This window comes from Sphingomonas sp., assembly GCF_031380695.1.
Lineage (GTDB): Bacteria > Pseudomonadota > Alphaproteobacteria > Sphingomonadales > Sphingomonadaceae > Sphingomicrobium.
The window spans coordinates 1-25,621 of record NZ_JANMWY010000042.1 but is presented as its reverse complement, the minus strand read 5'-3'; the positions used below and the strand labels follow the sequence as shown (position 1 = coordinate 25,621).

At 66.2% G+C, this 25,621-nt stretch carries 29 protein-coding genes and 1 tRNA gene; 9 read left to right on the top strand and 21 right to left on the bottom strand.

The features are described from left to right. From RMN84_RS01675 to sdhC, 3 genes are all read right to left on the bottom strand, one after another. A partial coding sequence (locus RMN84_RS01675) for an FAD-binding protein (RefSeq protein ID WP_309610474.1) occupies window positions 1-221 on the bottom strand: 221 nt, incomplete at its 3' end. Further along, a complete protein-coding gene (gene sdhD / locus RMN84_RS01670) occupies window positions 218-613 on the bottom strand; it encodes a succinate dehydrogenase, hydrophobic membrane anchor protein (RefSeq protein WP_309610473.1) in 396 nt (131 codons plus the stop codon). The genes sdhD and RMN84_RS01675, both read right to left, overlap by 4 nt. Continuing rightward, window positions 610-1,005: a succinate dehydrogenase, cytochrome b556 subunit gene (sdhC, locus tag RMN84_RS01665; RefSeq protein WP_309610472.1), complete on the bottom strand. Its 396-nt coding sequence runs from the start codon at window positions 1,003-1,005 to the stop codon at window positions 610-612. The genes sdhD and sdhC overlap by 4 nt, the downstream gene beginning before the upstream one ends. 133 nt (window positions 1,006-1,138) lie before the next feature. Here sdhC and RMN84_RS01660 point away from each other — a divergent pair, with 133 nt between their 5' ends. Genes RMN84_RS01660 through RMN84_RS01645 form a run of 4 tightly spaced genes read left to right on the top strand, consistent with a single transcriptional unit; the run spans window position 1,139 to window position 5,178 of the window. Next, the gene (locus tag RMN84_RS01660) at window positions 1,139-2,482 is read left to right on the top strand and encodes a methyl-accepting chemotaxis protein (RefSeq protein ID WP_309610471.1); all 1,344 of its coding nucleotides are present in this window, start codon (window positions 1,139-1,141) and stop codon (window positions 2,480-2,482) included. Between the two features lie 37 nt (window positions 2,483-2,519). Then, complete coding sequence (locus RMN84_RS01655; RefSeq protein WP_309610469.1) at window positions 2,520-3,221, top strand: SDR family oxidoreductase; 702 nt, start codon at window positions 2,520-2,522, stop codon at window positions 3,219-3,221. Continuing rightward, window positions 3,218-4,114: a 50S ribosomal protein L11 methyltransferase gene (locus RMN84_RS01650; RefSeq protein WP_309610468.1), complete on the top strand. Its 897-nt coding sequence runs from the start codon at window positions 3,218-3,220 to the stop codon at window positions 4,112-4,114. Before RMN84_RS01655 ends, RMN84_RS01650 begins: the two co-directional genes overlap by 4 nt. After that, window positions 4,111-5,178, top strand: coding sequence for an AI-2E family transporter (locus RMN84_RS01645; RefSeq protein WP_309610467.1), 1,068 nt, complete (start codon window positions 4,111-4,113; stop codon window positions 5,176-5,178). Before RMN84_RS01650 ends, RMN84_RS01645 begins: the two co-directional genes overlap by 4 nt. Here RMN84_RS01645 and ligA read toward each other — a convergent pair. From ligA to yajC, 7 genes are all read right to left on the bottom strand, one after another. Continuing rightward, window positions 5,175-7,169, bottom strand: a complete 1,995-nt coding sequence (ligA, locus tag RMN84_RS01640; RefSeq protein WP_405051416.1) for an NAD-dependent DNA ligase LigA — start codon at window positions 7,167-7,169, stop codon at window positions 5,175-5,177. The two genes, RMN84_RS01645 and ligA, sit on opposite strands and share 4 nt — an antisense overlap. A 26-nt stretch (window positions 7,170-7,195) precedes the next feature. Then, window positions 7,196-7,900, bottom strand: coding sequence for a dienelactone hydrolase family protein (locus RMN84_RS01635; protein WP_309610465.1), 705 nt, complete (start codon window positions 7,898-7,900; stop codon window positions 7,196-7,198). Further along, window positions 7,897-9,549 carry a DNA repair protein RecN gene (recN, locus tag RMN84_RS01630; RefSeq protein ID WP_309610464.1) on the bottom strand — a complete coding sequence of 551 codons (1,653 nt, stop codon included), beginning with the start codon at window positions 9,547-9,549 and terminating at the stop codon, window positions 7,897-7,899. Before recN ends, RMN84_RS01635 begins: the two co-directional genes overlap by 4 nt. Window positions 9,550-9,569: 20 nt before the next feature. After that, on the bottom strand, window positions 9,570-10,349 hold the full coding sequence (locus tag RMN84_RS01625) for an outer membrane protein assembly factor BamD (protein ID WP_309610463.1): 780 nt from the start codon (window positions 10,347-10,349) through the stop codon (window positions 9,570-9,572). A 111-nt stretch (window positions 10,350-10,460) separates the two neighbouring features. Then, window positions 10,461-11,411 carry a protein translocase subunit SecF gene (secF, locus tag RMN84_RS01620; RefSeq protein WP_309610462.1) on the bottom strand — a complete coding sequence of 317 codons (951 nt, stop codon included), beginning with the start codon at window positions 11,409-11,411 and terminating at the stop codon, window positions 10,461-10,463. Window positions 11,412-11,425: 14 nt separating this feature from the next. Beyond that, complete coding sequence (gene secD, locus RMN84_RS01615; RefSeq protein ID WP_309610461.1) at window positions 11,426-13,018, bottom strand: protein translocase subunit SecD; 1,593 nt, start codon at window positions 13,016-13,018, stop codon at window positions 11,426-11,428. After that, window positions 13,018-13,368, bottom strand: a complete 351-nt coding sequence (yajC, locus tag RMN84_RS01610; protein ID WP_405051415.1) for a preprotein translocase subunit YajC — start codon at window positions 13,366-13,368, stop codon at window positions 13,018-13,020. Before yajC ends, secD begins: the two co-directional genes overlap by 1 nt. A gap of 175 nt (window positions 13,369-13,543) precedes the next feature. Between yajC and RMN84_RS01605 the strand changes: the two genes are divergently transcribed. Together RMN84_RS01605 and RMN84_RS01600 are read left to right on the top strand one after the other, a co-directional pair. Continuing rightward, window positions 13,544-13,620 (top strand) — tRNA-Pro (locus RMN84_RS01605). A 114-nt stretch (window positions 13,621-13,734) separates the two neighbouring features. Then, a complete protein-coding gene (locus RMN84_RS01600; protein ID WP_309610460.1) occupies window positions 13,735-14,427 on the top strand; it encodes a TIGR02117 family protein in 693 nt (230 codons plus the stop codon). Here RMN84_RS01600 and hslU read toward each other — a convergent pair. The 7 genes from hslU to RMN84_RS01565 all read right to left on the bottom strand — a co-directional run bounded on the left by hslU (window position 14,424) and on the right by RMN84_RS01565 (window position 19,979). Beyond that, complete coding sequence (gene hslU, locus RMN84_RS01595) at window positions 14,424-15,719, bottom strand: ATP-dependent protease ATPase subunit HslU (protein ID WP_309610459.1); 1,296 nt, start codon at window positions 15,717-15,719, stop codon at window positions 14,424-14,426. The two genes, RMN84_RS01600 and hslU, sit on opposite strands and share 4 nt — an antisense overlap. A 23-nt stretch (window positions 15,720-15,742) precedes the next feature. Next, entirely contained in the window at window positions 15,743-16,765 is a 1,023-nt protein-coding gene (locus RMN84_RS01590; protein ID WP_309610458.1) for an aldo/keto reductase, read from the bottom strand. 45 nt (window positions 16,766-16,810) lie between these two features. Further along, on the bottom strand, window positions 16,811-17,368 hold the full coding sequence (gene hslV, locus RMN84_RS01585; RefSeq protein ID WP_309610457.1) for an ATP-dependent protease subunit HslV: 558 nt from the start codon (window positions 17,366-17,368) through the stop codon (window positions 16,811-16,813). 58 nt (window positions 17,369-17,426) lie between these two features. Continuing rightward, window positions 17,427-18,005 carry a TMEM175 family protein gene (locus RMN84_RS01580; protein ID WP_309610456.1) on the bottom strand — a complete coding sequence of 193 codons (579 nt, stop codon included), beginning with the start codon at window positions 18,003-18,005 and terminating at the stop codon, window positions 17,427-17,429. 17 nt (window positions 18,006-18,022) lie between these two features. Next, window positions 18,023-18,880 (bottom strand): alpha/beta hydrolase, encoded by an 858-nt coding sequence (locus RMN84_RS01575; RefSeq protein WP_309610455.1) that lies wholly within the window; start codon window positions 18,878-18,880, stop codon window positions 18,023-18,025. A gap of 39 nt (window positions 18,881-18,919) precedes the next feature. After that, complete coding sequence (locus tag RMN84_RS01570; protein ID WP_309610454.1) at window positions 18,920-19,333, bottom strand: holin family protein; 414 nt, start codon at window positions 19,331-19,333, stop codon at window positions 18,920-18,922. A gap of 76 nt (window positions 19,334-19,409) precedes the next feature. After that, window positions 19,410-19,979: a glycosyl hydrolase 108 family protein gene (locus RMN84_RS01565; protein ID WP_309610453.1), complete on the bottom strand. Its 570-nt coding sequence runs from the start codon at window positions 19,977-19,979 to the stop codon at window positions 19,410-19,412. 110 nt (window positions 19,980-20,089) lie between these two features. Between RMN84_RS01565 and RMN84_RS01560 the strand changes: the two genes are divergently transcribed. Together RMN84_RS01560 and RMN84_RS01555 are read left to right on the top strand one after the other, a co-directional pair. After that, window positions 20,090-21,439 carry a M20/M25/M40 family metallo-hydrolase gene (locus RMN84_RS01560; protein ID WP_309610452.1) on the top strand — a complete coding sequence of 450 codons (1,350 nt, stop codon included), beginning with the start codon at window positions 20,090-20,092 and terminating at the stop codon, window positions 21,437-21,439. An 89-nt stretch (window positions 21,440-21,528) separates the two neighbouring features. Further along, complete coding sequence (locus tag RMN84_RS01555; protein ID WP_309610451.1) at window positions 21,529-23,355, top strand: autotransporter domain-containing protein; 1,827 nt, start codon at window positions 21,529-21,531, stop codon at window positions 23,353-23,355. 49 nt (window positions 23,356-23,404) lie between these two features. Here RMN84_RS01555 and RMN84_RS01550 read toward each other — a convergent pair whose 3' ends face one another. Further along, a complete protein-coding gene (locus tag RMN84_RS01550; RefSeq protein ID WP_309610450.1) occupies window positions 23,405-23,986 on the bottom strand; it encodes a hypothetical protein in 582 nt (193 codons plus the stop codon). Window positions 23,987-24,120: 134 nt separating this feature from the next. Between RMN84_RS01550 and RMN84_RS01545 the strand changes: the two genes are divergently transcribed. After that, on the top strand, window positions 24,121-24,585 hold the full coding sequence (locus RMN84_RS01545) for a hypothetical protein (protein ID WP_309610449.1): 465 nt from the start codon (window positions 24,121-24,123) through the stop codon (window positions 24,583-24,585). Here RMN84_RS01545 and RMN84_RS01540 read toward each other — a convergent pair. The 3 genes from RMN84_RS01540 to RMN84_RS01530 form a co-directional block, all read right to left on the bottom strand. Further along, window positions 24,582-24,908, bottom strand: a complete 327-nt coding sequence (locus RMN84_RS01540; RefSeq protein WP_309610448.1) for a HigA family addiction module antitoxin — start codon at window positions 24,906-24,908, stop codon at window positions 24,582-24,584. The two genes, RMN84_RS01545 and RMN84_RS01540, sit on opposite strands and share 4 nt — an antisense overlap. After that, complete coding sequence (locus RMN84_RS01535) at window positions 24,883-25,167, bottom strand: type II toxin-antitoxin system RelE/ParE family toxin (protein ID WP_309610447.1); 285 nt, start codon at window positions 25,165-25,167, stop codon at window positions 24,883-24,885. Before RMN84_RS01535 ends, RMN84_RS01540 begins: the two co-directional genes overlap by 26 nt. Before the next feature lie 183 nt (window positions 25,168-25,350). Further along, window positions 25,351-25,621: UvrB/UvrC motif-containing protein (locus tag RMN84_RS01530; RefSeq protein ID WP_309610446.1), on the bottom strand; the 271-nt coding region annotated here is incomplete at its 5' end.

Below are 25,621 nucleotides of genomic sequence, written 5' to 3'. Positions count from 1 at the left end.
TACATGTGCCAGGTCCAGTGGTCCGGCCCCATATTACCGAGCGACGCGGCGATCCCGCCTTGTGCAGCAACCGTATGGCTGCGCGTCGGAAACACCTTGGTGATGCAGGCGGTCCTGAGCCCCGCCTCGGCCGAACCCATGGTCGCGCGCAGGCCCGCACCGCCGGCCCCGACGACCACCACGTCATAGACATGATCGATGATCTTGTAGGCGTCACTCATGCATGCGCTCCAAACGCGATTCTCGCCAACCCGAACAGGGCGAAGGACGCTCCGCCGATGGCGGCAAAGGTAAGTACGATATGGGCGCCGACGCGGTTGCCATCGTCATGAACATAATCGTCGATCCACGACTTCGTCCCCTCAACCGCGTGGACGAACGACACGATCACGAACAGCGCCATCGGCACTGCCCCGCTCGCCCCGTGCAGCCATTCGGCCAACGTCTTCTGATCGAAGCTTGGCAGCCACAGCAGCGAGGCGAGAAACCAGATCGACAGCAGCACCAGCGCGACGCTGGTCACTCGCTCGTCGAGCCAATGCCCGGCACCCGACCGCGCTGCGCCCAGGCCGCGCACCTTGCCGAGCGGCGTGGCACTCTTGCCCTGGCTCATCGTCCGACCCCTAGCAGCGTGACCCACAGCAGGGCAGTCGCCACCAGCGAGGCAACGATCGTCGCGATCGACATTATTCGATTGGTCCCAAGTTCATAGCCCGCGCCGATATCCATCACGAGGTGGCGCAGGCCGGAGAATGTGTGCTGAAAGAAGGCCCAGCTGAGGCCGACCAGCACGAGCAGGCCGACCGGACTCATCGCGACGGTGGTGAAGATCGCATAACCCTCCGGCCCGCCGGCGATCGCCACCAGCCACCAGCTAAGCAGCCCGAGCCCCGCAAAGGTCAGCGCTCCGCCCGTTACCCGGTGCAGGATCGAGACCAGCATGTTGGGGGCCCAGCGCCAAATGGTCAGATGGGGCGACAAGGGGCGTGACGGATTGCGGGACATGAGATCGATCCTGGCGTTTGGGATTGCCGCGTCCGCTTAGGCAGGAGGGCGGCGCGATGCAAGATTCGTAGAGACTAACTCGCCCTTAACCATTCCCCCGCCACACCCGCGACGAGTTGATGAGAGACATGGGATGAACATGATGCGCAGTGGCGAACTTCGACATTATGACCTGGCGCGCGGCATACGGGAGTTCGGCGCACCAGGCGATCTTCCCACCCGCGCGGCCGAAGTATGGGGCCTGATCAGCGCCAGCGAATTGGACATCGCCCGTGCCTTCTGGCTGCGCTATCGCTCCACCGTGGAGATCAAGCAGCCGATTGGCGATGCCGAGGTTGAAGAGCTGACCGAGCAAACCTTGCCTTACGTCCGCGATCAGTACCTGCGTACGGACCAGCAGCGATGGGTCGAACAGGCCAAGGCCTATGTCGACCAGGCGCTTGACGCCGACATCACGCTGTCGACCCTGTTGTGCGGCATCGCCGGCAAGACCGAAGCGGTGCGCCTCGTCCTTTTTTCAATGACCCGAGAACCCGAGCAAATGGCCCGGCTGGAAAAGACGCTCAGCGACCTGTCGATGCTCGAGACCGATATCTTCGTTCATTACAGCCTCGAGAAGATTCGCATCGAAGGCGGGGTGCAACAGGCCCGTCGAGCGAACGAATTCAACCAGAAGGTGCTCGGCGTCGTCCAGCGCTGCACGACCGAGAGCGATCAGCTGCGCCGTCAGGCGACCGAGACCAGCACCTCGGCGCGCGGCATGCTCGGCAAGACCAGTGAAGTCGCCGCCGCCGCCGAACAGTCCGCCACCGCGATGCGCGAGGCCGCGCAGACCGCCGCCGGCCTGATCCGCGCGATCGAGGATGCCCGCAACGAGGTCGAGGTCGCCGCCGGCGTCGCGACGCGCGCGGGCAGCCAGGCCGAGCAGGCGGTAAAGGTTTCGCAGGCGCTGTCGTCCCACGTCGAGGCGATCGAATCGATTCTAGGCCTGATCCGCGACATCGCCGGTCAAACCAACCTCCTCGCCCTCAACGCGACGATCGAGGCAGCGCGTGCCGGCGATGCCGGACGCGGTTTCGCGGTCGTCGCCCAGGAAGTGAAGAGCCTTGCCAGCCAGACCGCCCGCGCCACCGACGACATCACCACCAAGATCGCCGCGATCCAGCAAGCCACTCGCCAGACCGTGGAGGCGAACGATTCGATCCAGAGCACCGTCGGCGAGGTGCAGGTATCGGCCGACCGCATTCGCCAGGCGATGGAGTTGCAGGCGCACACCGTGACGATGATCACCGCCGCCGTCGACGAAACCGCACTGGCTGCCGATTCGATGAGTTCGACGATCGCCGCGATCCGATCGGATACGGAGAATGTCGCGCGCGACATCGACCAGGTCGAGCAGGGCTTCGGCCGCTTTGCCGAGGACATCGCCGACTTCCGCTCCACCACCAGCGAGTTTGTGGCGAAGTTTGCCGCCTGAACTTCCGCCCGGTCGCTTCGGCGGCTAGGCAGGGCAGATGAACATCCTCCTCACCGGCGCGAGCCGCGGGATCGGCGCGGCGACGCTGGTCCATCTCCGTAATGCCGGCCACCATGTCGTCGGCCAGTCGACGGCTGGTAGCGACGAGCTCATCGCCGCCGACTTTACCGACCCAGCCGCGCCGCGCGCGCTGTGGCAGACGGCGCTCGCCGAACTCGGCACGATCGACGTGCTCGTCAACAATGCGGGCGTGTTCGAAGGCGTCGCTGACAATGCCACCGACGACGAGTGGCACGCGGTGTGGGGCCGGACGCTTGGGATCAACCTGCAGGCCAGTGCCGACCTCTGCCGCCTCGCCATCGGCCACTTCCGCGAGCGAGCGGGAGGGGGGCGCATCGTCAACGTTGCCAGCCGCGCCGCCTATCGCGGCGACTCGCCCCAGCACTGGCAATATGCCGCATCGAAAGCCGGCATGGTCGGCATGACCAAGAGCATCGCCCGCGGCTATGCGATCGAGCATATCCTCGCCTTCGCCGTCTGCCCCGGCTTCGTCATGACCGGCATGGCGGAGGAATATCTCTCCTCGCGCGGCGGTAAGCAGTTGCTCGCCGACATCCCCCTCGGCCGCGTTGCCGACCCTGCCGAGATCGCCGAGACCATCCGCTGGCTCGCCACCGACGCCCCGCCCAGCGCGACCGGCGCGGTGATCGACGTCAATGGGGCGAGCTTCGTCAGGTGAGCTGGCGCGTCACGCTCCACTGCACCCGCGCCGAGGCCGAGGCGCTGCCGGAGAGCGACGACCTGTTCCCGTTCAGCGACTCGCCGCCGGTGATCGTTGCCGACGAGCCCGACCCCCACGCCCCCGACGACTGGCGCATCCACGCCTATTTTTCCGATCAGCCGACGACCCAGGAACTGATCCTGCTCCGCCGCCTCGCTGCCGGGAGCGAGCCGAAGGTCGACCATCTCGGCGAGGACGACTGGGTGACGATCAGCCAGGCCGGACTGGAGCCGATCCGCGCCGGCCGCTTCTTCGTCCACACGCCGAGCCACGCCCCCGACCGCGCCAAAGATTCCGGGGCGATCAACTTCGAGATCGACGCGGGTCTCGCGTTCGGGACCGGCCAGCATGCGACCACCGTCGGCTGCCTCGGGGCGCTCGATCGCCTCCAGGCCAGCGGCAAGCGCTTCACCACCATCGCCGACATCGGCACCGGTACCGGCCTGCTGGCGTTTGCTGCCCTCGCCCTATGGCCCGACGCGCGTGGCATCGCGACCGACATCGACCCAATCAGTATCGATGTCACCAACGACAATGCCCGCATCAACGCCATCCCGATCGGCCACGCCCCCGGCGAGCTGCTCCTCGCCGTCGCCGACGGCATGGACCACCCGATGCTGGCCACCCGCGCGCCGTTCGATCTGCTGATCGCCAACATTTTGGCTGGACCGTTGATCGACCTCGCCCCAGATTTCGCCCGCGCCGTTTCGCCCGGCGCGAGCCTTGTCCTCGCGGGCCTGCTCGACACGCAGGCAGATGCGGTCATCACCGCCTATGAAGCGGAGGGAATGACCGTGATTGAACGCGGCGATGGCGAATGGTGCGTCCTCACCTTGGAGGCGCGCGCGTGATCGTCTTCAATCAGCGGCACGGTGCCGTCCGCACGCGCCAGCTGATTCTCGTCGGCATCGTCCTGCTGCTCGCCGCGTGGATCGCGTGGGAGTTCCTCGCCCCACTCGCCTGGGCGGCGGTCTTGGCGATGGCCGAGTGGCCGCTCTATCGCCGCGCGCTCGCCCGCTGGGCCGATCGTCCGACCCTGCTGGCGAGCCTCTTCGCCTTCGCTACCGCGCTGATCATCCTCGTCCCCCTCTCGCTGGCCGGCGTCTCGCTGGCGCAGGAAAGCCAGGCGGCGCTCGATTGGCTCAAGCAGGCGCAGGCGACTGGCGTTCCCGCGCCGCCGTGGGTCGCCGGCATCCCACTCGTCGGCCTCCGACTCCAATCCTACTGGCAACAGCATCTCGGCACGCCCGAGGCCGCCAATACCCTCATCGGCTCACTCAGCGCCGGCAGCATCTTCGGCTGGACCAAGTCGGTCGGCACCGAGATCGCGCGCGAGCTCGGCCTGTTCCTGATCACCTTGATTGCCCTCGTTTCCCTCCTCTCGCGCGGCGCGATGATCGGCCACCGCGCCCGCCGCCTCGCCACCGAGATGTTCGGCGAAATGGGCGAGGATTTCCTCGAGCGGATGATCGCGGCAGTGCGCGGCACGGTCAACGGCACCGCGCTGGTTTCGTTCAGCGAGGGCGCGATCATCGGCGTCGGCTATGTCGTCGCCGGCGTGCCCCAGCCGCTGCTGTTCACCACCTTCACCATGCTCCTTGCGCTTGTCCCGTTCGGGGCGTGGGCGGCGTTCGGGCTGGCCAGCCTGATCATCATCGGCGGCGGCCATGTGCTCGCCGGCGCTCTGCTGTTCGCATTCGGCGCGACGGTGATGACGGTCGGCGACAATGTCGTCCAGCCGTCGGTCATCGGCAGCGCGGTCGAGCTTCCGTTCCTGCTGGCGATGATCGGCGCGTTCGGCGGGCTGGCGGAGCTGGGTCTGGTCGGCCTGTTCATCGGCCCGGTCATCATGGCCGCGCTGATGCTGGTCGGGCGGCAGTGGATCGCGCGGGGAGATGGAGCGCGCCCAGACTAGGCTCCCGCTACGATCGCGGCCCATTCGGCTTCGCTCGCGACGCGCAGACCCAACTCCGCCGCCTTCTTCAGCTTGGACCCCGCCCCCGGCCCCGCCACGATCAGATCGGTCTTCGCGCTGACCGAACCCGCCACCCGCGCGCCAAGCCGCTCGGCTTGCGCCTTGGCTTCGTCGCGGCTCATCGTTTCCAGCGTGCCGGTGAAGACGATGGTCTTGCCGGTCCATTCGGTGACGCGCGCGGTCGAGACGAAGGCGGCGGGCCCGGCCACACCGAGCAAATCGGCCAGTGCATCGCGGTTGTGGGGTTCGTGGAAGAAATCGGTGAGTGCTTCTGCCACCACCGGCCCCACGCCTTCGACCGCCGACAGTTCGACCTGCGCGCCCTCGCCGGTTGCCGCCGCCTGCAGCGCCTCGACCGTCCCGAACGCCCGCATCAGATCCTTCGCCGTCACCGCACCGACATGGCGGATGCCGAGTCCGAACAGGAACCGCGCCGGGTCGAACCCCACGCGCATCTCGATCGCCGCCAGCAGATTGTCGACCGATTTCTCCTTCCACCCTTCGCGCCCGACGAGGTCGTCGCGATGGCGCTTCAGCCGGAAGATGTCGGCGGGCGAATGGAGCCAGCCCAGTTCGACGAACTCGACGATGCTCTTCTCGCCGAGCCCGTCGATATCCATCGCCCCGCGCGAAACGAAATGTTTCAGCCGCTCAATCCGCTGCGCCGGGCAGATCAGCCCGCCGGTGCAGCGCACGTCGACCTCGCCCTCCTCGGCGACCGCTTCGGACTGGCATTCGGGGCAATGGTCGGGGAAGGCATAGGGCGCGCGAACTTCTTCTCGCGAAAGATTCTCGACCACTTGCGGAATGACGTCGCCAGCCCGCTGAATGCGGACGCGGTCGCCGACCCGTAGGCCCAGCCGGGCAATCTCGTCGCGGTTGTGGAGCGTGACATTCTGCACGATCACGCCGCCGACACCGACCGGGGTCAGTCGCCCGACCGGGGTCAGCTTGCCGGTCCGCCCGACCTGGAAATCGATCGCGATGAGCGTCGTTTCGGCCCGCTCGGCCGGAAATTTATGCGCCAGCCCCCACCGCGGCGCGCGCGCCACCTGGCCGAGCCGCTCCTGCCAGTCGAGCCGGTCGACCTTGTAGACGACGCCGTCGATATCGAACGGCAGGTCGGCGCGGGCATGTTCGATCTTCGTATTATGAGCCAGCGTACCGTCGAGCATCGCGACCCGCACCAGCAGGTCGCTGACCGGGAATCCGAGCGCCGCCAGCCGCGCCATTGCCTCGCTCTGGGTCGCGCCCAGCGGTTCGCTGACCTCCCCCCAACCATGAGCGAGGAAGCGCAACGGCCTGGCTGCCGTGATACTCGGGTCCTTCTGCCGCAGCGACCCGGCGGCGGCGTTGCGCGGGTTGGCGAAGATTTTGCCGCCCGCCGCCTCCTGCCGCTCGTTGAGCGCGGTGAAATCGGCCTTGGCCATATAAACTTCGCCCCGGACTTCGAGGATGCCGGGCGCTCCCGCCAGCACCTGCGGGATGTCGGAAATCGTCCGCGCATTGGCGGTAACGTCCTCCCCCACCGCGCCGTCCCCACGAGTCGCCGCCAACACCAGCACACCATCCTCATAGCGCAGCGAGCAGCTCAGCCCGTCAATCTTCGGTTCGGCGGTCAGTGCCACTTCGGCGTCGGGCGCCAGACTCAGAAACCGCCGCACCCGGGCCAAGAATTCGCCTACCTCGTCGTCCGCAAACGCATTCTCCAAGCTGAGCATCGGTCGCGCATGCGCCACCTTGGCAAGACTCGACGTCGCCGCCGATCCCACCGCTCGCGATGGTGAATCCGCCCGCACCAGCTGCGGGAATTCGGCCTCGAGCGCTGCATTGTCGCGCACGAGCGCGTCATATTCCGCGTCGGAAATCGTCGGCGCGTCCTGGTCGTGATACAGCCGGTTGTGTCTGGCGATGTCCTTCGCCAGTCGCATCAGCCGATTGGCAGCCTCAGCCTCCGTCACCCGAAGACTTCGCCCAGCAGCTGCAGCAGCGACCCCCAGCTACGCTGCGCCGCAAGCTCGTTGTAGGCGACGCCAGGCAGGCCGATATCGCCCGCTGCATTGGGATTGGTAAAGCCGTGGCCGACATGACCATAGGCATGGATTTGCCAGTCGCACTCCGCCTCAGTCAGCTCCCTGGCCAGCGCGACGACCGCCTCGGGCGGGACCATCGGGTCGTCCCAGCCATGATAGGCGGCGACGCGTGGTTTGATCTTGAGCGGCGGCAATCCGGGCGGGTCGAACAGGCCGTGGAAACTCGCCGCAGCGGCGAATTCGGCGCCTGAGCGAGCAAGGTCGAGGGTGCACAGTCCGCCGAAGCAATAGCCGATTACCGCGACCTTACCCGGGTCGACCCCCGGCTGGGCCAGCATCGAGCCGAACAGGGCTTGGAGCCGGGGAAGCAGCGCAGGGCGATCCCCGATCAACCGATGAAGATGACCGAACATCGCCTCCCTCGGCGCGCCCCGCGTCGTAGCCCCAAACGGATCGCCGACCATCGCGGCGTAACCGAGCGCGTTGAGCTTGGCGGCGAAACCACGCTCGAGGTCGGTCACGCCCATCACGGTTGGCAGGATCAGCACCGCCGGTGCTCTCACTGCGACCGGATACCATGGGCTGGCGAGCTCCTCGCCGTCGAATATGATCGTCACGTCTTGGGTCATGCCGCCTCCAATAATCGCGCCGCCTGAGCGCGGGCTTCTTCGGTGATCGCGGCGCCCGAGAGCATCCGCGCGATTTCCTCGCGGCGCTCGTCCGCCGACAGCTTGCGCACGGTCGTGCGGGTACCGTCGCGACCGGTCGCCTTTTCGATCCGATAGTGATGCGCGGCGCGCGCCGCTACCTGCGGCGAGTGGGTCACGACCAGTAGCTGCGAACCGATCGCCAGCCGCGCCAGCCGCTCGCCGATCGCGCTCGCCACCGCGCCGCCGACGCCGCGATCGACCTCGTCGAAGATCATCGTCCCGGCCCCGCCCGCCTCGGCCAGCGCGACCTTGAGCGCCAGGATGAAGCGCGACAGTTCGCCGCCCGAGGCAATGCGGATGAGCGGCCCGAACGGTGCCCCGGAGTTGGTCGAGACGGTGAATTCGACCCGGTCGGCACCCATGGGTCCGGGCTCGGCGGCGGTAATGTCGGTCCGGAATCGCGCCGCGTCCAGCTTGAGCGGGGCCAGTTCCCCCGCCACCGCCCCGTCGAGCCAAGTGGCAGCGGCGACCCGCTCGTCATGGAGCGCCGCACAAGCTGCGTCGAACGTCGCCCGGGCCGTCGCCAGCGCCTCTTCCAACGTGCGCAATTCCCCTTCGCCCGCCGCGATTGCCGCCAGCCGTCCACGCATCTCCTCGCCCAGCGCAGCCAGCGCGTCCGCCTCGACCCGGTGCTTGCGAGCCAGTGCGCGAATGTCGAACAGGCGCGCCTCGACTGCATCCAGCCGGGCCGGGTCGAATGCCATCGCCTCCGCCGCACGCCCGATCCGGTCCTCCGCCTCGCACGCCTCGATCACCGCCCGGTCGAGCGCCGCCAGTGCTTCGGCCAGCAGCGGGTGATCGGCCGCCCCCCGCTCGATCTTGCGCGCCGCCCCGCGCAACCGGGCCAGCGCGCCGTCCGATCCAGCCAGCAGCTCGTCGATACCGGTCAGCGACTCGCCCGCCCGCGCGCCCGCCTGCATCGCCGCCCGCTGCTCCGACAGCTCGGTCTCCTCGCCCGGCTGCGGCGCCAGCTTGGCGATCTCCTCAACCGCAAAACTCAGATAATCACGGTCGCGGTCGGCGTCGGCGATCCCCTGCCGCGTCTCGACCAGCCGCCGCTGTATCTCGCTTACCTCGCCCCACGCCGCCGCGACCAGCCCAGTCGAAATTCGTCCGAAATTGTCGAGCAGCGCGCGATGCCCGCGCGCGTTGAGCAACCCGCGATCGTCATGCTGGCCGTGAATCTCGACCAGCAGCGCGCCGACCTCACGCAACGTCGCCGCCGGCACGCTCGTCCCCCCAATGAACGCCCGGCTGCCGCCATCGGCGCGCAGCGTCCGGCGCAGCAGCAGCGGTTCGCCCGGCTCGCTTTCGATGCCCTGTTCCGCCAGCAGCGCCAGCGCCGGATGCCCGGGCGGAAGCATCAACTCGGCCGACACGCTCGCGCTCTCCTGTCCGCTCCGCACCAGCCCGCTCTCGGCCCGCGCGCCCAGCGCCAGCCCGAGCGAATCGAGCAGGATCGACTTGCCCGCGCCAGTCTCGCCGGTCAGCACGCCAAGGCCCGGCTCGAACTCGAGTTCGAGCCGGTCGATCAACACGACGTCGCGGATGGCGAGTTGGCCGAGCATTGTCAGGCCCCCGCCGTCAATCAGCTCTTCGGGCGGTAGCGCCGGATCAGCTCATAGCTATGCTTGTACCACGGCGTGCCGTTATAATTGCGGCCAAGCACCGCAGCGGCCTTGGTCGCCTCCTCGGGCACGCCCAATGCCAGATAGCATTCGACCAGCCGCTCCAGCGCTTCGGGCGCGTGGCTGGTGGTCTGATACTTGTCGGTCACCGCACGGAAGCGGGTCGAGGCGGCAAGCCAGTTGCCCGACCGTTGATAGAAGCGCCCGACCTCCATCTCCTTGCCGGCAAGATGGTCGTTGATCAGGTCGATCTTCAACCGCGCGTCGGTCGCATAGCGGCTGCCGGGATAGCGGCGCATCAGCTCGTTGAACGCGTCGGACGCCTGCTGCGTGATCTTCTGGTCGCGGGTGACATCGGCGATCTGCTGATAATAGCTCATCGCGATCAGGTAGTTCGCGTAGGGCGCGTCCTGGTTGCCCGGGTGGATCGAGACGAACCGCTGGGCCGAGCTGATCGAGTCGGTATATTGCTGCGCCATGTAATAGCTGAACGCGCTCATCAGCTGGGCGCGGCGGGCCCACACCGAATAGGGATGCTGGCGCTCGACCTCGTCGAACAGCTTGGCTGCCTCGGCAAATTCGCCGCGGTCGGCGCTCTTCTTGGCCAGCGCGTAGAGCGTATTGACGTCGCGCGCGACATAGGCGGTGTCGCCCTTGACCTTGTTGCGGGCACAACCGGCGGCGGGGAGGGTGAGGGCGGCGGCGACGAGCAGCAGCGCCGGACGGGGAATATTGACCATAAGGCTCCTTAGCGGCGGCATCGGGCGAGGCCAAGCCGCGACAAGCGGCACGCGCCCCCCGCTTCGCTCGCTCAACGTTGATGGCGGATGAATTAGAGCCTGCTCATAAGCTTAAGCAGGCTGTACCTCGCCAGCCCCTTCGGCATCGGTGCGGAGGAAGCTGTCGGGCTTCAGGCCCAGCCAGATCAGGATCGGCGACGAGATATAGATCGACGAATAGGTGCCGATGAAGATGCCGAGAAAGATCGCGATCGTCAGATTCAGGATGACTTCCGGCCCGAGCAGCAGCAGCACTGCCAGCGCGATCAGCACCGACAGCGACGTCACCATCGTCCGCGACAGCGTCTCGTTCAATGACAGGTTGATCATCGGGATCATCGCCATCCGCCGGTACTTGCGCAGATTCTCGCGAATGCGGTCATAAATGACGACCGTGTCGTTGAGCGAATAGCCGACGATCGTCAGCAACGCCGCGACGACGTTCAGATCGACCTGCCGCCGGGTGAAGGCGAAAAAGCCCAGGATCATCGCCACGTCGTGAAACAGCGTGACCAGCGCGCCGACGCCAAACTGCCATTCGAAGCGGAACCAGATGTAGATCGCGATCCCGAGCATCGCCAGGCCGAGCGCCATCGCCCCGTCGGTGGCCAGCTCGCCCGACACCTTGCCCGACACCGTCTCGACCGCGTCGATGCGCGCGCCGGGATAGCTGGCGGTCAGCATCGCGCGCACCCGGTCGGCAGCAATATTGGCCGCCGCCTCGCCCCCGGCCGGCTTGGGCAGGCGAATCTGATAGCTCTTGGGGCCGCCGAATTCCTGGATGCTCGCTTCGCCCAGTTGCAACGCGTCGACGCGGGTGCGCAACTGCTCGACCTCGACCGCCTGGCTGAAGGTCGTGCGGATCATCTGGCCGCCGACGAAATCGACGCCCAGGTTGAGCCCGCGATAGGCGGTGAAGGCGATCGAGCTGATCGTCACGATCAGGCTGATCACCAGCGCCACGTTACGCCAGCGCATGAAGTCGAGGTTGGTGTTGTCGGGAACCAGCTTGAGCAGGCGCATGATGTCGTCGCTCCTTAAAGATTGAGAGTACGCGGGCGCGCGCGCCGGACCCACAGCGCGGTCAGCATCCGCGTGAAATTGACCGAGGTGAACACCGAGGTGACGATGCCGATCATCAGCACCACCGCGAAACCGCGGATCGGGCCGGAGCCAAAATACCACATGATCGTCGCGGCGATGACGTTGGTGATGTTGGCATCGAAGATCGCGGTCATCGCTTCCCGGTAGCCGGTCTCGATCGCGTCGCGCACCTTGCGCCCGCGCTTCTGTTCCTCGCGGATGCGTTCGTTGATGAGCACGTTGGCATCCACCGCCGCACCAATCGTCAGCACGAACCCGGCGATCCCGGGCAGGGTCAACGTCGCGTTGAACAAGGCCATGACCCCCAGAATCATGAACGCATTCACGACCAGCGCAAACGTCGCATAAACACCGAACCGGCCATAGGTAACCAGCATGAACAGGACAACCGCCGCCGTCGCGACGACCGCCGCAATCACCCCTTTGCGGATCGAATCCTTGCCCAGGTCGGGGCCGACCGTCCGTTCCTCGATCACATTGAGCTTCACCGGCAGCTTGCCCGACGCCAGGCTGATCGCCAGTGCATTGGCGCTTTCGGTGGTGAAGCTGCCGCTGATCGACGCGGTGCCGCCCAGGATCGGCTCGTTGATGTTCGGTGCCGACAGCACCTTGTTGTCGAGGATGATCGCGAACGGTTTGCCGACATTCTCCTGCGTCGCCCGGCCGAAGCGCTTGGCCCCGGTCGAGTTGAACGAGATGGTGATGTCCGGTCGGCCGTTCTGGTCATAGCTGGGCTTGGCATTGGTCAGCTGATCGCCCGACACCATCACCCGCCGCTTGACCGCGATCGCGCCGCTGCCGTCGGCCATCGGCAACACCTGGCTGCCCGGCGGGGCGCGGCCCTGGCGCACTTCCTCGGGGTTGGCGTTCTGGTCGACGAGCTTGAATTCCAGCCGCGCGGTCTGGCCGATCAGCGCCTTCAGCGCTTCGGGATTCTCGACGCCGGGCACCTGCACCAGGATGCGGTTCTCGCCCTGGGTGACGACGGTGACTTCCTTGGTCCCCTGTGGATCGATTCGCCGCCGCACGACATCGCGCGCAACCGACATGGCGTCCTTCAGCGCGCGCGCCTGGCCGTCGCTGGTCGGGGTGAGCACGACGGTCGACTGGTCGCGCACGCTGACGTCCCAGTCGCGCGAACCGGTCAGCCCGACCGGCCGGGTCAGCGTCCGCATCCGCTCCACTGACGCATCGACCTGCGCCGGATTGCGGACCATGAACGACAGCACGCCGCCCGCAGTCGAAATGTCGCTGACGTCGATCACCGTGTCGCCGCGCTGCAGTTCGGTCGCGACATTATCCTCCATCGCGGTGACGCGCTGGCGAGCGGCGTCGACGGCATCGGCCTCCATCAGCAGATGCGAGCCACCCGCCAGGTCGAGCCCGAGGCTGATCTGCGTGCGCGGCGCATATTTTGGCCACTTCGCCACCTGGTCCTTGGGGAACAGGCTGGGGATGGCAAAGATGATCCCGATCAGGATGATCAGGCTGATGCCGGCAATCTTCCAGCGCGGGAAATCGAGCATCAGTCGTTGGCCGGCTTGCTGTCGCGAACTACGACCTGGCTGAGCGTCGACTTGACCGCGCGGACCTTCATGTTGGGCGCCAGCTCGACCTCAACCTCGTCGTCGTTGACCTTGGTCACGCGGCCGCGCAGGCCGCCGCCGGTGATTACTTCGTCGCCCTTCTTGACGGCCGCAATCGTTGCCTGGTGCTTCTTCATCCGCGTCTGCTGCGGCCGGATCATCAGCACGTAGAAAATCAGGAAGACCAGCAGCAGCGGCGCCATCTGCAGGAAGAGGTCACTGCCTGATCCGGTGGCGGCGGGTGCGGCGGCGACCGCCTGCGACGTGGCGAGAGTGGCGGCGATGCTCATGGGCTGGGATACTTTCGTTGCCGGGCGCGGCCATGGGCGGGGCCGCTGCCAAGGCTATCTGAGAGGGACGGCGCGCGACTAACACGGGCGGATGCGGACAGGCAAGCCGCGCCACCTTGCCTTGGCGGCGAGGCACGACTAGAGCGCCCGCTTCCCGCCTGCGGGCGGGTCCGGTCGGGGCGTAGCGCAGCCTGGTAGCGCATCACACTGGGGGTGTGGGGGTCGCAGGTTCGAATCCTGTCGCCCCGACCATCTTTTGACGAAAGAGCGATCATCCGGGGGATGATCGCCGGCAAAAGATCCCGGAGCGAAGCGGAGGGTGGCAAGAGTGTCGCCAGCCGACTCCATCCCTGCCATATCTTCATCATGGCTCGACGGTCCCGCCGCAAACGCAAATCGAACTGGGGCGGGCGGCTGGCATATTTACTTGCCGCCGTCCCCCTCGCCTACCTCCTCGCCGCGCTGGTGGGCTCGCTGATTACGGTCAATCGCACCTGGGTCGAACCAGTGACCGGCGAGACCATCTATCTGATCTCCAACGGCATCCACATCGACCTCATCCTGCCGGCGCAGGCGCAGGGCCTCGACTGGCGGCCCCTCTTCCCGGCCCGCGACTTCGCCCGGCCCGATCCTGCCGCGCGCTGGCTGGCGTTCGGCATGGGCGAGCGCAAAGTCTATCTCGACACTCCGCGCTGGCGCGACATCCGCCTGTCGACGATCTGGGCGGCAGCGGCGGGCGGCGAGCGGGTGATGCACGTCGAATGGGTCAGCGACCCCGCCTGGCACGCCCGCGCCATCCGCCTCCGCCCCGAAGAATATCGCCGCCTATGGGCCTCGATCCGCGCCGGCTTCGTCCTCGGCGCCGATGGCTACCCGCGCCGCATCGACCACCCCGGATACGGCCCGAACGACGCCTTTTACGATGGTGTCGGAAGGGCCAGCGCGATCAACACCTGCAACACCTGGGCAAGCGACATGCTCCGCCTCGCCGGGATCAAGGCCAGTCTGTGGAGCCCGTTCCCGCAGGGAATCGAGTGGCGCTATCGGCACGCCAACTAAAGTACGTAGCGGCTTAAATCCGTATCCCGCGCCACGCTCGCTAACTGCCCGTCAACAAACGTGCCGTCGATCGTCAGCGCCGTCCCTGACCGATCCTCCGCCTCGAAGCTGATCTCCTCGAGCAATTTCTCCATCACCGTCTGCAACCTGCGCGCGCCGATATTCTCGAGGCTGCCGTTCACTTCCGCCGCGATCCGCGCGACTGCGGCGATACCGTCGTCAGCGAAGGTAATCGTCACGCCCTCCGTGGCCAGCAGCGCGGCATATTGCTCGGTCAGGCTGGCGCGAGTCGCCGACAGGATGCGGACGAAATCCTGCTCGGTCAGCGCCTTGAGCTCGACCCGAATCGGCAACCGCCCCTGCAATTCGGGCAGCAAGTCCGACGGCTTGGCGACATGGAACGCGCCCGATGCGATGAACAATATATGGTCGGTCTTGATCGGCCCATATTTGGTCGCGACCGTCGTGCCCTCGATCAGCGGCAGCAGGTCGCGCTGGACGCCCTCGCGGCTGACCGAACCGCCGCGCACATCGGACACCGCAATCTTGTCGATCTCGTCGAGGAAGACGATGCCGTTGGCCTCGGCATCGGCCAGCGCGGCGCGGTTCAAGTCATCCGGATCGACGCGCTTGTCGGCCTCCTCCTCCAGCAGCCGGGCGAAGGCCTCGGGTACCTTGAGCTTGCGCCGCTTGGCCGGGGTCTTGCCCATCGCCTTGCTCATCATTTCGCTCAGGTTGATCACCTGGCCGCCCATGCCGGGCACGTCGAACGGCATCTGCGCCGCTTCGTTGACTTCGATCTCGACCTCGCTCGACGCCAAACTCCCTTCGGCGAAGCGCTGGCGGAAGGCCGCGCGGGTCGCTTCGGACGAGCCCTTGCCGGTCAGCGCGTCGAGCAGTCGCTCCATCGCCGCCGCCTCGGCCCCGGCCTTGACCGCGTCGCGCCGCCGCTCGCGCTCCAGCCGCACCGCTTCCTCGACCAGATCACGGGCGATCTGCTCGACGTCGCGGCCGACATAGCCGACCTCGGTGAACTTGGTCGCCTCGACCTTGACGAACGGCGCGTCGGCGAGCTTGGCCAGCCGCCGCGCAATCTCGGTCTTGCCGCACCCGGTCGGCCCGATCATCAGGATGTTCTTGGGCGTCACCTCCTCGCGCAGTTCGGGCGACAGCCGCTGCCTCCGCCAGCGATTGCGTAGCGCGACCGCAACCGCGCGCTTGGCGTCGTGCTGACCGACGATATGCTCGTCGAGCGCGGCGACGATGGCTTTGGGGGTAAGTTGGTCGTTCATCATCTTCCGGTCATTGATCTGGGTCAGGCGAGCGCATCGCGCGCGGCGGCATCGCCGAACTGGCGCCAATGCCAGTGCGGGTAGAGTTCGGTGGGCGTTGTCAGCGCGTCGAGCCGATTCATCGTCGCGGAGTCGAGCGACACGTCGATCGCCCCGAGATTGTCGGCCAACTGGCTCGGCTTCGATGCGCCGATCACGACGCTGCTCACTGCCCGCTTGGCCAGCAGCCATGCAAGGGCGACCTGGGGGACGGTCGCGCCGACATCGTCGGCGATCGAGCGCAGTCCGTCGACCACGTGGAAAGCTTTCTCCTTGTCGAACGGAATGAAGTCGATCGCCGAAAGTCGGTTATCAGCGTCGGCCGCCGCCCCCCGGGAATATTTGCCCGAGAGGAAACCGCTTGCCAACGGGCTCCACACGGTGATCCCGATGCCATAGCGGTCGGTCAGCGGAACCAGATCGCGTTCGATGTCGCGACCGAGCAGCGAATAATACATCTGCCCATGAGTGAATGGCGCCCACCCGTTGGCCTTTTGCAATTCGAGCGCCGCAGCGACTTTCCACGCCGCCCAGTTCGAAAAACCGAGATATCGCGCCTTGCCGGAACGCACGACCGCATCGAGCGCTTCGAGCGTCTCTTCGAGCGGCGTGTGCGGGTCCTCGTTGTGCGCAATGTAAAGGTCGACCCAATCGGTGCCGAGCCGGCGCAGGCTCTGCTCGATTGCCCAGGTGATGTGCCGTTTGCTCAGCCCGGCCTGCACGAGCGGAGACCCAACGCGGCCGGCGACCTTGGTCGCGATCACGACCTGGTCGCGAACCTGAGCAAGCGCCTTGCCGAGCACTTCCTCCGATTGGCCGTTGGCGTAAATGTCGGCCGTGTCGAAGAAATTGATCCCGCCATCGAGCGCCTGGCCGACGATCGCGTCGACATCGGAGCCCTGGGTCTTGGCGATCCCGAACATTGGATCACCGCTGGATAAGGTCATCGTGCCGAACGATAGCCGCGACACGATCAGGCCACTCGACCCGAGTCTGGAATAGCGCATGATTTTTCTTTTCCTTTTTGCCCGCCAACCGCAGAAGTGCCGACATCACACCGTTTCGATCGTCAGCCGGTCATTGGTGAACACGCATACTTCGGCGGCGATGGCCATGGCGCGGCGGGCGAGTTTCTCCGGATCAGGTTCGTAATCGGCCAGCGCCTTGGCTGCGGCCAGCGCGTAATTGCCGCCCGATCCGATCGCGGCGATGCTCACGCCCCCCTCTTCCTTGGCCCCGCCCTCGGGCTCCAGCACGTCGCCGTTGCCGGTCAGGATCAACATCGTCTCGGCGTCGGCGACGATCATCATCGCCTCCAGATTGCGGAGATATTTGTCGGTCCGCCAGTCCTTGGCCAGCTCGACCGCGGCGCGCAGCAGCTTGCCATTAGCCGCTTCCAGCTTCTTCTCCAGCCGTTCGAACAGAGTGAACGCATCCGCCGTTGCCCCGGCGAACCCGCCGATCACCGCACCGTCGAGGCCGAGTCTACGGACCTTCTTGGCGTTGGGCTTCATCACCGTATTGCCCATGCTCACCTGGCCGTCGCCGGCGATCACCGTCCTGCCGTCCTTGCGCACGCCGAGGATGGTCGTGCCGTGCCACTGTTCCAAATTTAAGCTCCCGCTCGTCTCGCCATGAAGTGGGATGCGCAACCGGCCGACGCAAGCTTCAATCCGGCTCTGCTTCCTTCTCCACCCGGCGGTCGGGGACGATCCACACCAGTGCGACGAGTATGTACAGGGCGATCGAAGCCCACACCCAGACGAACGCCAGCGGTACCGCGACGAGGTAAAGCAGAAAGGAGATAATCTCCTTGCGCCCGCTGCCGACCGCGCGGTGCAACTTCGAGCCCTGCCCCTCGGCGGCGATGATCGACCGCTCGACCAGCAGATAGCCGACCGACGACAGCACGAGCACGACGCCATAGGCGGCAACCGGCAGCGTACCCATTCCGGCCTCCCCGGCCCAGCGGATCACCCACGGCACCAGACTGAGCGAGAATAGCAGGAACAAGTTCGCGAGCAGCACTCGCCCGTCGATCCGCTTTGCCAGTTGAAGCATGTGGTGATGATTGACCCAGAAGATGCCGACGTTGATGAAGCTGAGCGCATAGGCACCGAACTGCGGCGCTTCGGCGACCAGCGCGGCGAAGCTTTCGCCCTTGGGTAGCGGCAACTCCAGCACCATGATCGTGATGATGATCGCGATGACGCCATCGGTGAATGTCTCCAGGCGGTCCGGGGTCATGTCGACCGACTTGCCGCTCACGGCATCACGCGGTGGAGGAAGGAAGCGCTGTCGGCGAGCGCGGGGGTGGTCCTGCGAAACGGGCGGGACAGCGACTTGGCGAGGTCGACGTGGCTCTTGCCCTGGTAGAGTTTCAATTCGACCGGGACACCCGCCGCCTGAAGCTTCGCCGCCAACGCCTTCGAGTTGCGGACGTTGACGATGTCGTCATTCGTGCCGTGGCCGAGCAGCATCGGCGGCGCGGCGGCGGTGACGAAATTGATCGGTTGGGTTTCGGCGGGGCGCGGCCATTGGCCCAGCGCGTCGCGGCCGCGCATCTCGGTGAAAGGATAGAAATCATAGGGGCCGGACAGCAATGCTGCTGCCTTGATCGTGCCCGCCGGTACCCCCGCGTCGCGCAGATAATGCGGGTCGAGCGTCATCATCGCGGCATTATAGGCGCCGGCCGAATGACCCGCGACGGCGATCCGGTTCGGGTCGCCGCCGAACTCGGCGACATGGTCGCGGGTCCACTTGACCGCCAACGCGCTGTCCTGGACGAACGTCGGGAAGCGCACACCGGGGACCAGGCGATAGTCGGGCACGACGGTAACGAACCCCTGCCCGGCATAGGCCGATCCGGCGAACCCATAGCCGCCGCGCGATCCCGCTACCCAGCCGCCGCCATAATAGAAGATCACGACCGGCAGGCGCGCGCCCTGCCTCACGTGCGGCGGAGCATAGACGTCGAGCTTGAGCTCCGGAGTGAACGGGACCCCGCTCGCCACCCGCGTCCCGCCCTCGCCCGGGGTCAGCCGATCGAGACCGGTGAGGAGCGCGGGCGGCGAGCAGGCGGCAAGCGCGAGCAGCGGGGCTAGGACGGCGGTGCGGTTCATGCGCCGAGTAACGCGCATGGGGGTGCCGAGGATGCGTGTCTATTTCTCGACGCCCTTGACCTTTCCCCAGGTCCGCGCGGCGGTGTAGCCGAGGTAGCCGGTGCCGAAGAGTGTGTAGAGCTCGTCGGGGATACCGCGGAGATAGGCGGTCATGCCATTGGCGATGGCGGTCGCCATCCCCGGCTGGACGGCCGCAATCAGGCCCATGGGGATTGCCCACAGGATCAGCGCGTACATGATGTAGAGGAAGCTCGGCCGCGCGCGGCTGGTCCACGGGTCGGGCGACTGCGCCTCGGCGACGATCGCCTGCATCTGCGCGGTCAGGCCGGCCATCTCCTGGTCGCCCTGCAGCTTGAGCAGTTGCAGCTTGGCGTCGTCGCGCGCCCGCGGATCGGGAATGATGCGGTCGAGCAGTTGCGAAATCGGGCCGATGATTGCGTCAAACAAGGCCATGTCGTGTCTCCCAGGTTGATGGTCGAAGATGAACAAGTTGATGGGGTCAAGTTGATGATCGCGTCCCGCTTCGGGATTAGCCGATCCGGTTCGCCAGCCAGCCATAAAGAAACGTCTCATTGGCGGGGCGGCGCTCGGCCAGGCGGAGATAGCGTTCGCCCTGCAGCGCTTCGAGCGCGCGCAGCAGGACCGTCTCTCCGCCGGGATGGCGCAGCGTCAAGAACGTATCGAGCGCCGCCGTCGTCTGTGGACCGATGCGCCCGTCGAGAACCAGATCGGGATAGTCGCGGCCATTGCGGTTGAGTGCGGTAAGCGCCCTCTGCAGAAAAGTCACCGCGACCCCGGGCCCCATATTGACACCGGTGTCGAACAGCTCGGCAGCGATCGGCACGCTGTGCATCGCGACCGCGTCGAGCCGCGGTCGGAGCCAGTAAATGCGGCGATAGATGGCGCTCGCCTCGTCGCGCGGCAGCAGCGCCATCGGGCCCGCATAGCCGTGCGCCCGTGCCACCGCCTCGGTAATGCCGAAGCACGTCGGCCCGCCGCGATCGGCGGGGTGGGCGACATAGCCTCCTTCGCGATCAATCAGCGCCACGATCAATGCGTCCGCTCCATCCGTCCCGGCCGTTTGCGACTCATTCGTCATTGCTGGTTCCTCCCATTCCGCCGTGGAGAACCATATTGGTTCTCTGTAGGAAAGTGTTTTCTTGTGCCGAAGCGATTGCGGACGGGGCGAGGCTTGCTTAGGCTGGCGCGATGAAATCGCTCCTCAGGGCCGTCGTCGCCCTCGTCGCACTTTGTCCCGCAAGCCCGCTACTCGCGCGCCTCACACCCGCCGAAACCCGCATGATCGCGACCGTCGATGGCGAGCGCGAGCGGACGCTCGCGATGCTCGAACGCTGGGTCAATGTGAACAGCGGATCGCATAATCTCGCCGGAGTCGAGACGGTCCACCGCCTGATCCGGGCCGAGCTCGAGCCGCTGGGGTTCGCCGTCAGGTGGCTTCCGATGGTTCAAACCGGTCGCGCCGGGCATCTCGTCGCCCATCATCCGGGCCGCCGGGGGACGAAGAAATTGCTCCTTATCGGCCACCTCGACACGGTATTCGAACCCGACTCGCCCTTCCAGAAATGGGTCCGCACGGGCAATTTCGCCACTGGCCCCGGTGCGAGCGACGACAAGGGCGGCGACGCGGTGATGGTTGCGGCTCTGCGCGCGATGCAGGCGGCCGGCACGCTGCGTAACGCCGACATCACCGTGTTCCTGACCGGCGACGAGGAGGATAGCGGAACGCCGCTCGACGTGGCCCGACGCGACCTGATCGCGGCGGGGAAGGTCACCGACGTCGCCCTCGATTTCGAGGGGCTGGTCCAGCAGCCGGCGGCGGACGGCAAGCTGCTCGACATGGGCTCGGTCTCGCGCCGCGGCGCCGCGGGCTGGACCGTGAGCGTCACCGCGAAACCGGGCCATTCGAGCGGCGTCTTCTCGACGGAAGCCGGTGATGGCGCGATCTACGAACTGGCGCGGGTGATCGAAGCGTTCCGTACCCAGCTGACCGACGACAAGCTCACCTATAATGTCGGGCTGATCGGCGGCGGGCAAGAGGCGGTACTCGACCGAGGCAAGATCAGGCTTACCGCAAGCGGCAAGACCAATATTATCGCGGCAACCGCCGTCGCGCGCGGCGACCTTCGCGCGCTGACGGCCGAGCAATTCGCACGCACCGTGGCCAAGATGAAGACCATCGTCGCGGCTCCGCTGCCCGGCGCGAGCAGCCACATCAGCTTCGACGAGGACGCCTATCCGCCGATGGCCCCGACGCCCGGCAACCGCGCGCTGCTGGCGCGGCTCAACATGGTCAATGCCGACCTGGGCCTGGCGACGATGGCCGAACTCGATCCGCTTAAGCGCGGTGCGGGCGACATCAGTTTCGTCGCCGCCGACGTCGATGGGCTGGCCGGGCTGGGACCAGCGAGCACCGGCGACCATACGGCAGCGGAAACCGTCGACCTCGGCTCGATCTTTCGTCAGGCCAAGCGGGCGGCGATGCTGATGTCGCGGCTGGCGGCCGAGAATGCCGTAGCGTCACCCGAATTAAGACGCTGACTGTTGCTTTCGTGCTACTTCCCTTCGCCGGCAGTAGCGCGATATCCGCCCCCCGACAGGCCGGTTACGGCCGAACGGGAGGATATTTCATGTTGTTTCGCCACACTTTAGCCGCGTCGCTTTTCGCCGCCACCGCACTCGCCGCCGCCACGCCCGCATCGGCGCAGCGCGTTGGCCGCATCGTCGCGTTCGGTGACAGCTATGCCGACGACGGCAATCTGTTCCAGCTGATCGGTCAGCCCTTTCCCTTGGCCTATCCGACCGGGCGCTTTTCCGGTGGAACCAACTATATCGACACGCTCGGCCAACTGCTGGGCACGCCGATCGACAATTTCGCTATCGGCGGCGCGCTCGCGACCAACAACAACACCATTGCCGGTCCGGGCGTGCTCGGATTCCCCACTGAAGTGGCCAGCTTTCTTGGGGGCGGCGGGCCGGCAGCCTTCCCGCGTGTCAGCGGGATGTTCGGTCCCACCGACTTGCTGGCGGTATCGGTGCTTGGCAATGACGGTCGCGTCTACCAGCAGACTGGCGGAACCGTCGTCGGCGCTTCCGCCGTGGCAGCAGGCGCGGTAACGAGCGCAACCACCGGCCTGAACGCGCTGGTCGCCGCCGGGGCGCGCAACATTAGTTTCCTCGCCGGCAACACCGCGTCCGTCCCCGAGGTCGCTTCCGATCCTGCCGCTCAGGCGGTCCGCAACGCCTATTCGACCGCCTTTAACAACGGCATCAAGACGACGCTGGCGGGCTATGCCAACCAGGGCGTGATCGTGAACTATACCGACCTCAGCCTGATTGGGGCGCGGATCACCGCCAACCCGTCGGCCTATGGCCTCGTCAGCGCGGGCGCCTGCCCGATCACCTGCGTGTCGACCACGCCGGCGCTGCAGAACGATTATCTGTTCTACGTCGATCAGTTGCACCTGACCTCGGCCGGGTTCATCATCGTCGCCAAATATGTCCGTCGGCAGATGCAGGCGCCGCTCAACCTCCAGGCGACGAGTGATGTCGGCATCGACACGGCGCGCCAGTTCGGGCGGACGCTGTCGACCCACATGGACCTCGGCTCCCCCCGCGACGGCGACACGCTGACCGGCGTCCGCCTGTTCGCGATCGGCGACAGCGTCAGCCGCAAGATCGGTGCCAGCCAGACCAACGACGCATTCAAGGTGACGTCGGTCGGCGGGACCCTCGGGCTCGAAGCAGCCTTCGGCGGCGGCACGGTCGGCATCGCCGGCAACTATTCACGTCCGCGCGCCAAGTTCGGCAACGCCAGCGCCAGCGTCCGCTCGCACAGCTATCAGGTCGGGGCCTTCGCCGGCATCGGTCTCGCTGGCGGCTTTGCCCAGGGCTACCTCGGCTATGGCAAGGACAAGCATCGCGTTACGCGCGCCGGGGTGATCGACGACCTTGCCGCCCGGCCGGGCGGAAGCCACTGGCTGGCGGGCGCGAAGGCGGGCTATCTCTTCCCGTTCGCGTCGGTCCGGCTCGGGCCGGTGGTTGGGGTCGATTATGCCCGGGCCAAGGTCGACGCCTATAGCGAGACCGGCGACAGCGCGCTGGCGCTCAACGTCAGCGGGCAGCGACTGTCAACGCTGCGCGGCGATGCCGGGATCGAGCTGCGCGGCGACTTCGCCGGCGGCGGGGTGCAGGTGCGCCCCTATGTGTCGGTGCTGGCCGAGCATGAATTCAACCGCGGCGCGCGCGGCGTCACCTACGCGCTGCAGGCCGCGCCGACCATCGTCAACCGCTTCGCCTTCGCCGATGCCAGCAAGAAGACCTACGCCCGGGCGAGCGGCGGACTCCATGCCGAAATCGTCAAGGCAGTGTCGATCGACGCCGGCATCTCGGCGACGTTTGGCAAGAAGCAGGGTGACGAGACGTCGGGCCAGGTCGGACTGAACTTCGGCTTCTGATCCAGCGCGAACATCGAGATCGGGCGGTCCTGCGCAGGGCCGCCCGTTTTCATTTGTGGCAGGCGGCAATCGCCTTGACTGGCACGGGCGAGGGCGGCGTGACCAATTCGGTCGTTCCCGCCAGCTGGATCTCGACCGGTCCCGGCCCGGCGAACACGCGCGACACGGCGGCGGTAAGGTCCGAGGGCGGCTCGATCGATTGCCAGACACTCGACATGGTCGACGAATCGCCGACCGTCGCGGCGGGCAGCGAGGCGACGCGGCCGTTTCCGGTAAAGCTCATCGTGCCCTTGCCCCCCTGCGGCGCGGCGTCGAGCCGGCGGAACACGAGCTTGCCCACATCGCATTCGATAGCGAAAGCGACCGCGCTGGCCGAAGGGCCGAAGCTCGCCGCCCGCCGCGCCGCGTCCCAGCTCCAGTTCATGCCGTCGGTCGGAAGCGGCATCGCCGCCTTGCGCGCCCGTTCGATCGCGGCGATGTTGGTGGGGACGTCGAAATTGCGGCCGGGCCCATCGCCGACGACATTATCGGGCATCGCGGCGGCGCCATTCGGCACCGGCGCGTTCGTCCCGCAAGCGGCCAGCACGAGCAAAAGCGGGTATCCGAACAGCGACGAAACGAATTTGATCATGTCCCCCGAACGCGCGCCGTGGTGCGGAGTTGCGCCAGTCCTTGACTGAGGCCGCTTGACAGGCGGCGCGCAAAGGCGGCGAAGGGCGCCGCTGCCAGTGGCGTTTCGCGGTCATCCTGGGGAGGAGATCGGACATGGACGAGGCAATCACACCGTCGGCAGGCAAAGCGCCGTGGCATTTATGGGCAGTAGGGCTGGTGTCGCTGGCGTGGAACGCGTTCGGCGGGGTCGACTATACGATGACCCGCACGCGCAACCTCACCTATCTTGAGAAAGCGATGCCGGGCACCGCGCCGCAAGGCGTGCTTGCATATATCGACAGCTTTCCACTGTGGGTGCAGCTCGGCTGGGGGCTTGGCGTGTGGGGCGCGATCGCGGGCTCGCTGTTGCTGCTGATCCGCAGCCGCTGGGCAGTGACGGCGTTTGCCGTATCGTTGGTCGGCGCAGTGGTTAGCATCGGCTATCAGATGGCCAACCCGCCAACGACGTTCGCCCCGCCAGGAGGTTTCGCGAAGATCGTGCCAGTGCTGATCATCGTCATCGCCGCAGCGCTATATTATTACGCGCGCCGACAACGGGGGAACGGCGTGCTGCGCTAGGCGGCTTTGCGAGGGCGAGGACGGATGCGGTCGAGTTCGCCGTTAAGGGCGCGCTTGGCTTCGAGCAGTTCGTAATCGTCCTGCAGTCCGAGAAAAAAGCCCTCCGACATACGTAAATAGCGCGCGAGGCGAAGGTCAAGTTCGGCATCCATCGAAGTCGTCCCGTCAATCACGGCTTGCAGACGCGCGCGATCAAACTGCAAAGCATCGGCGAGTGCCTCCACCGACATGCCCAGCGGTTCCATAAATTCCATCGCCAGCATCTCGCCCGCATGCGGGTTGTGAAGCCAGTCGGGATTAGTGATAGTCGACGATCTCGACATGTTCGGCTGCTCCGTCCTTCCAGACAAAGCATATACGCCATTGCTTGTTTATGGAAATGCTATGCTGTCCGGCCCGGTTGCCGTCGAGGGCATGATGTCGGTTCGACGGTGGATTGCGCAAGTCGTCGAGCGTTTTAGCGCGGTTAAGCATCTTGAGGCGAACGAGCGCGCGATCCTGCATTTCCGAAGGCAACTTGCGGCTACGCCGACCAGCCCAAATGAGTGCGGTTTCCCGATCATTGAAATTACGAATAGACATGATTCGAGTCTCTGCGAAAAAGCGTAGGGCGCGTTGCGAATGCGCGTTCTTCGCAATGTCGCAGGGAGCGTTAGCCGCTAGCGCTTAACCTGTGACGGCACAGTCGTTGCTCTGAGACGGCTAAAACAACGGTGGGAGCAGTTAGACTAGTTCAGCTTGTCCTTCATCGTCAAGATGCGACGGTTATCGCCTTGCCCCACCCCACTTCGTCTTGCTCTGCTTCCCGAACCTACCCTTCCTCGTCCCCGGCTTGCCCTCGTTCGAATTCCCCACTGCCCGCGGCGCGCGCCGTTGCTGCTGCGGAATCCCCAAATCGTCCTCCTCCAGCCGCCGGATCTCGTCGCGCAATCGGCCGGCTTCCTCGAACTCGAGGTCCGCCGCCGCCTTGCGCATCCGCCCTTCGAGGTCGGCAAGATACGCCTTCAGATTATGCCCAACCAGATGCGGCCGTTCG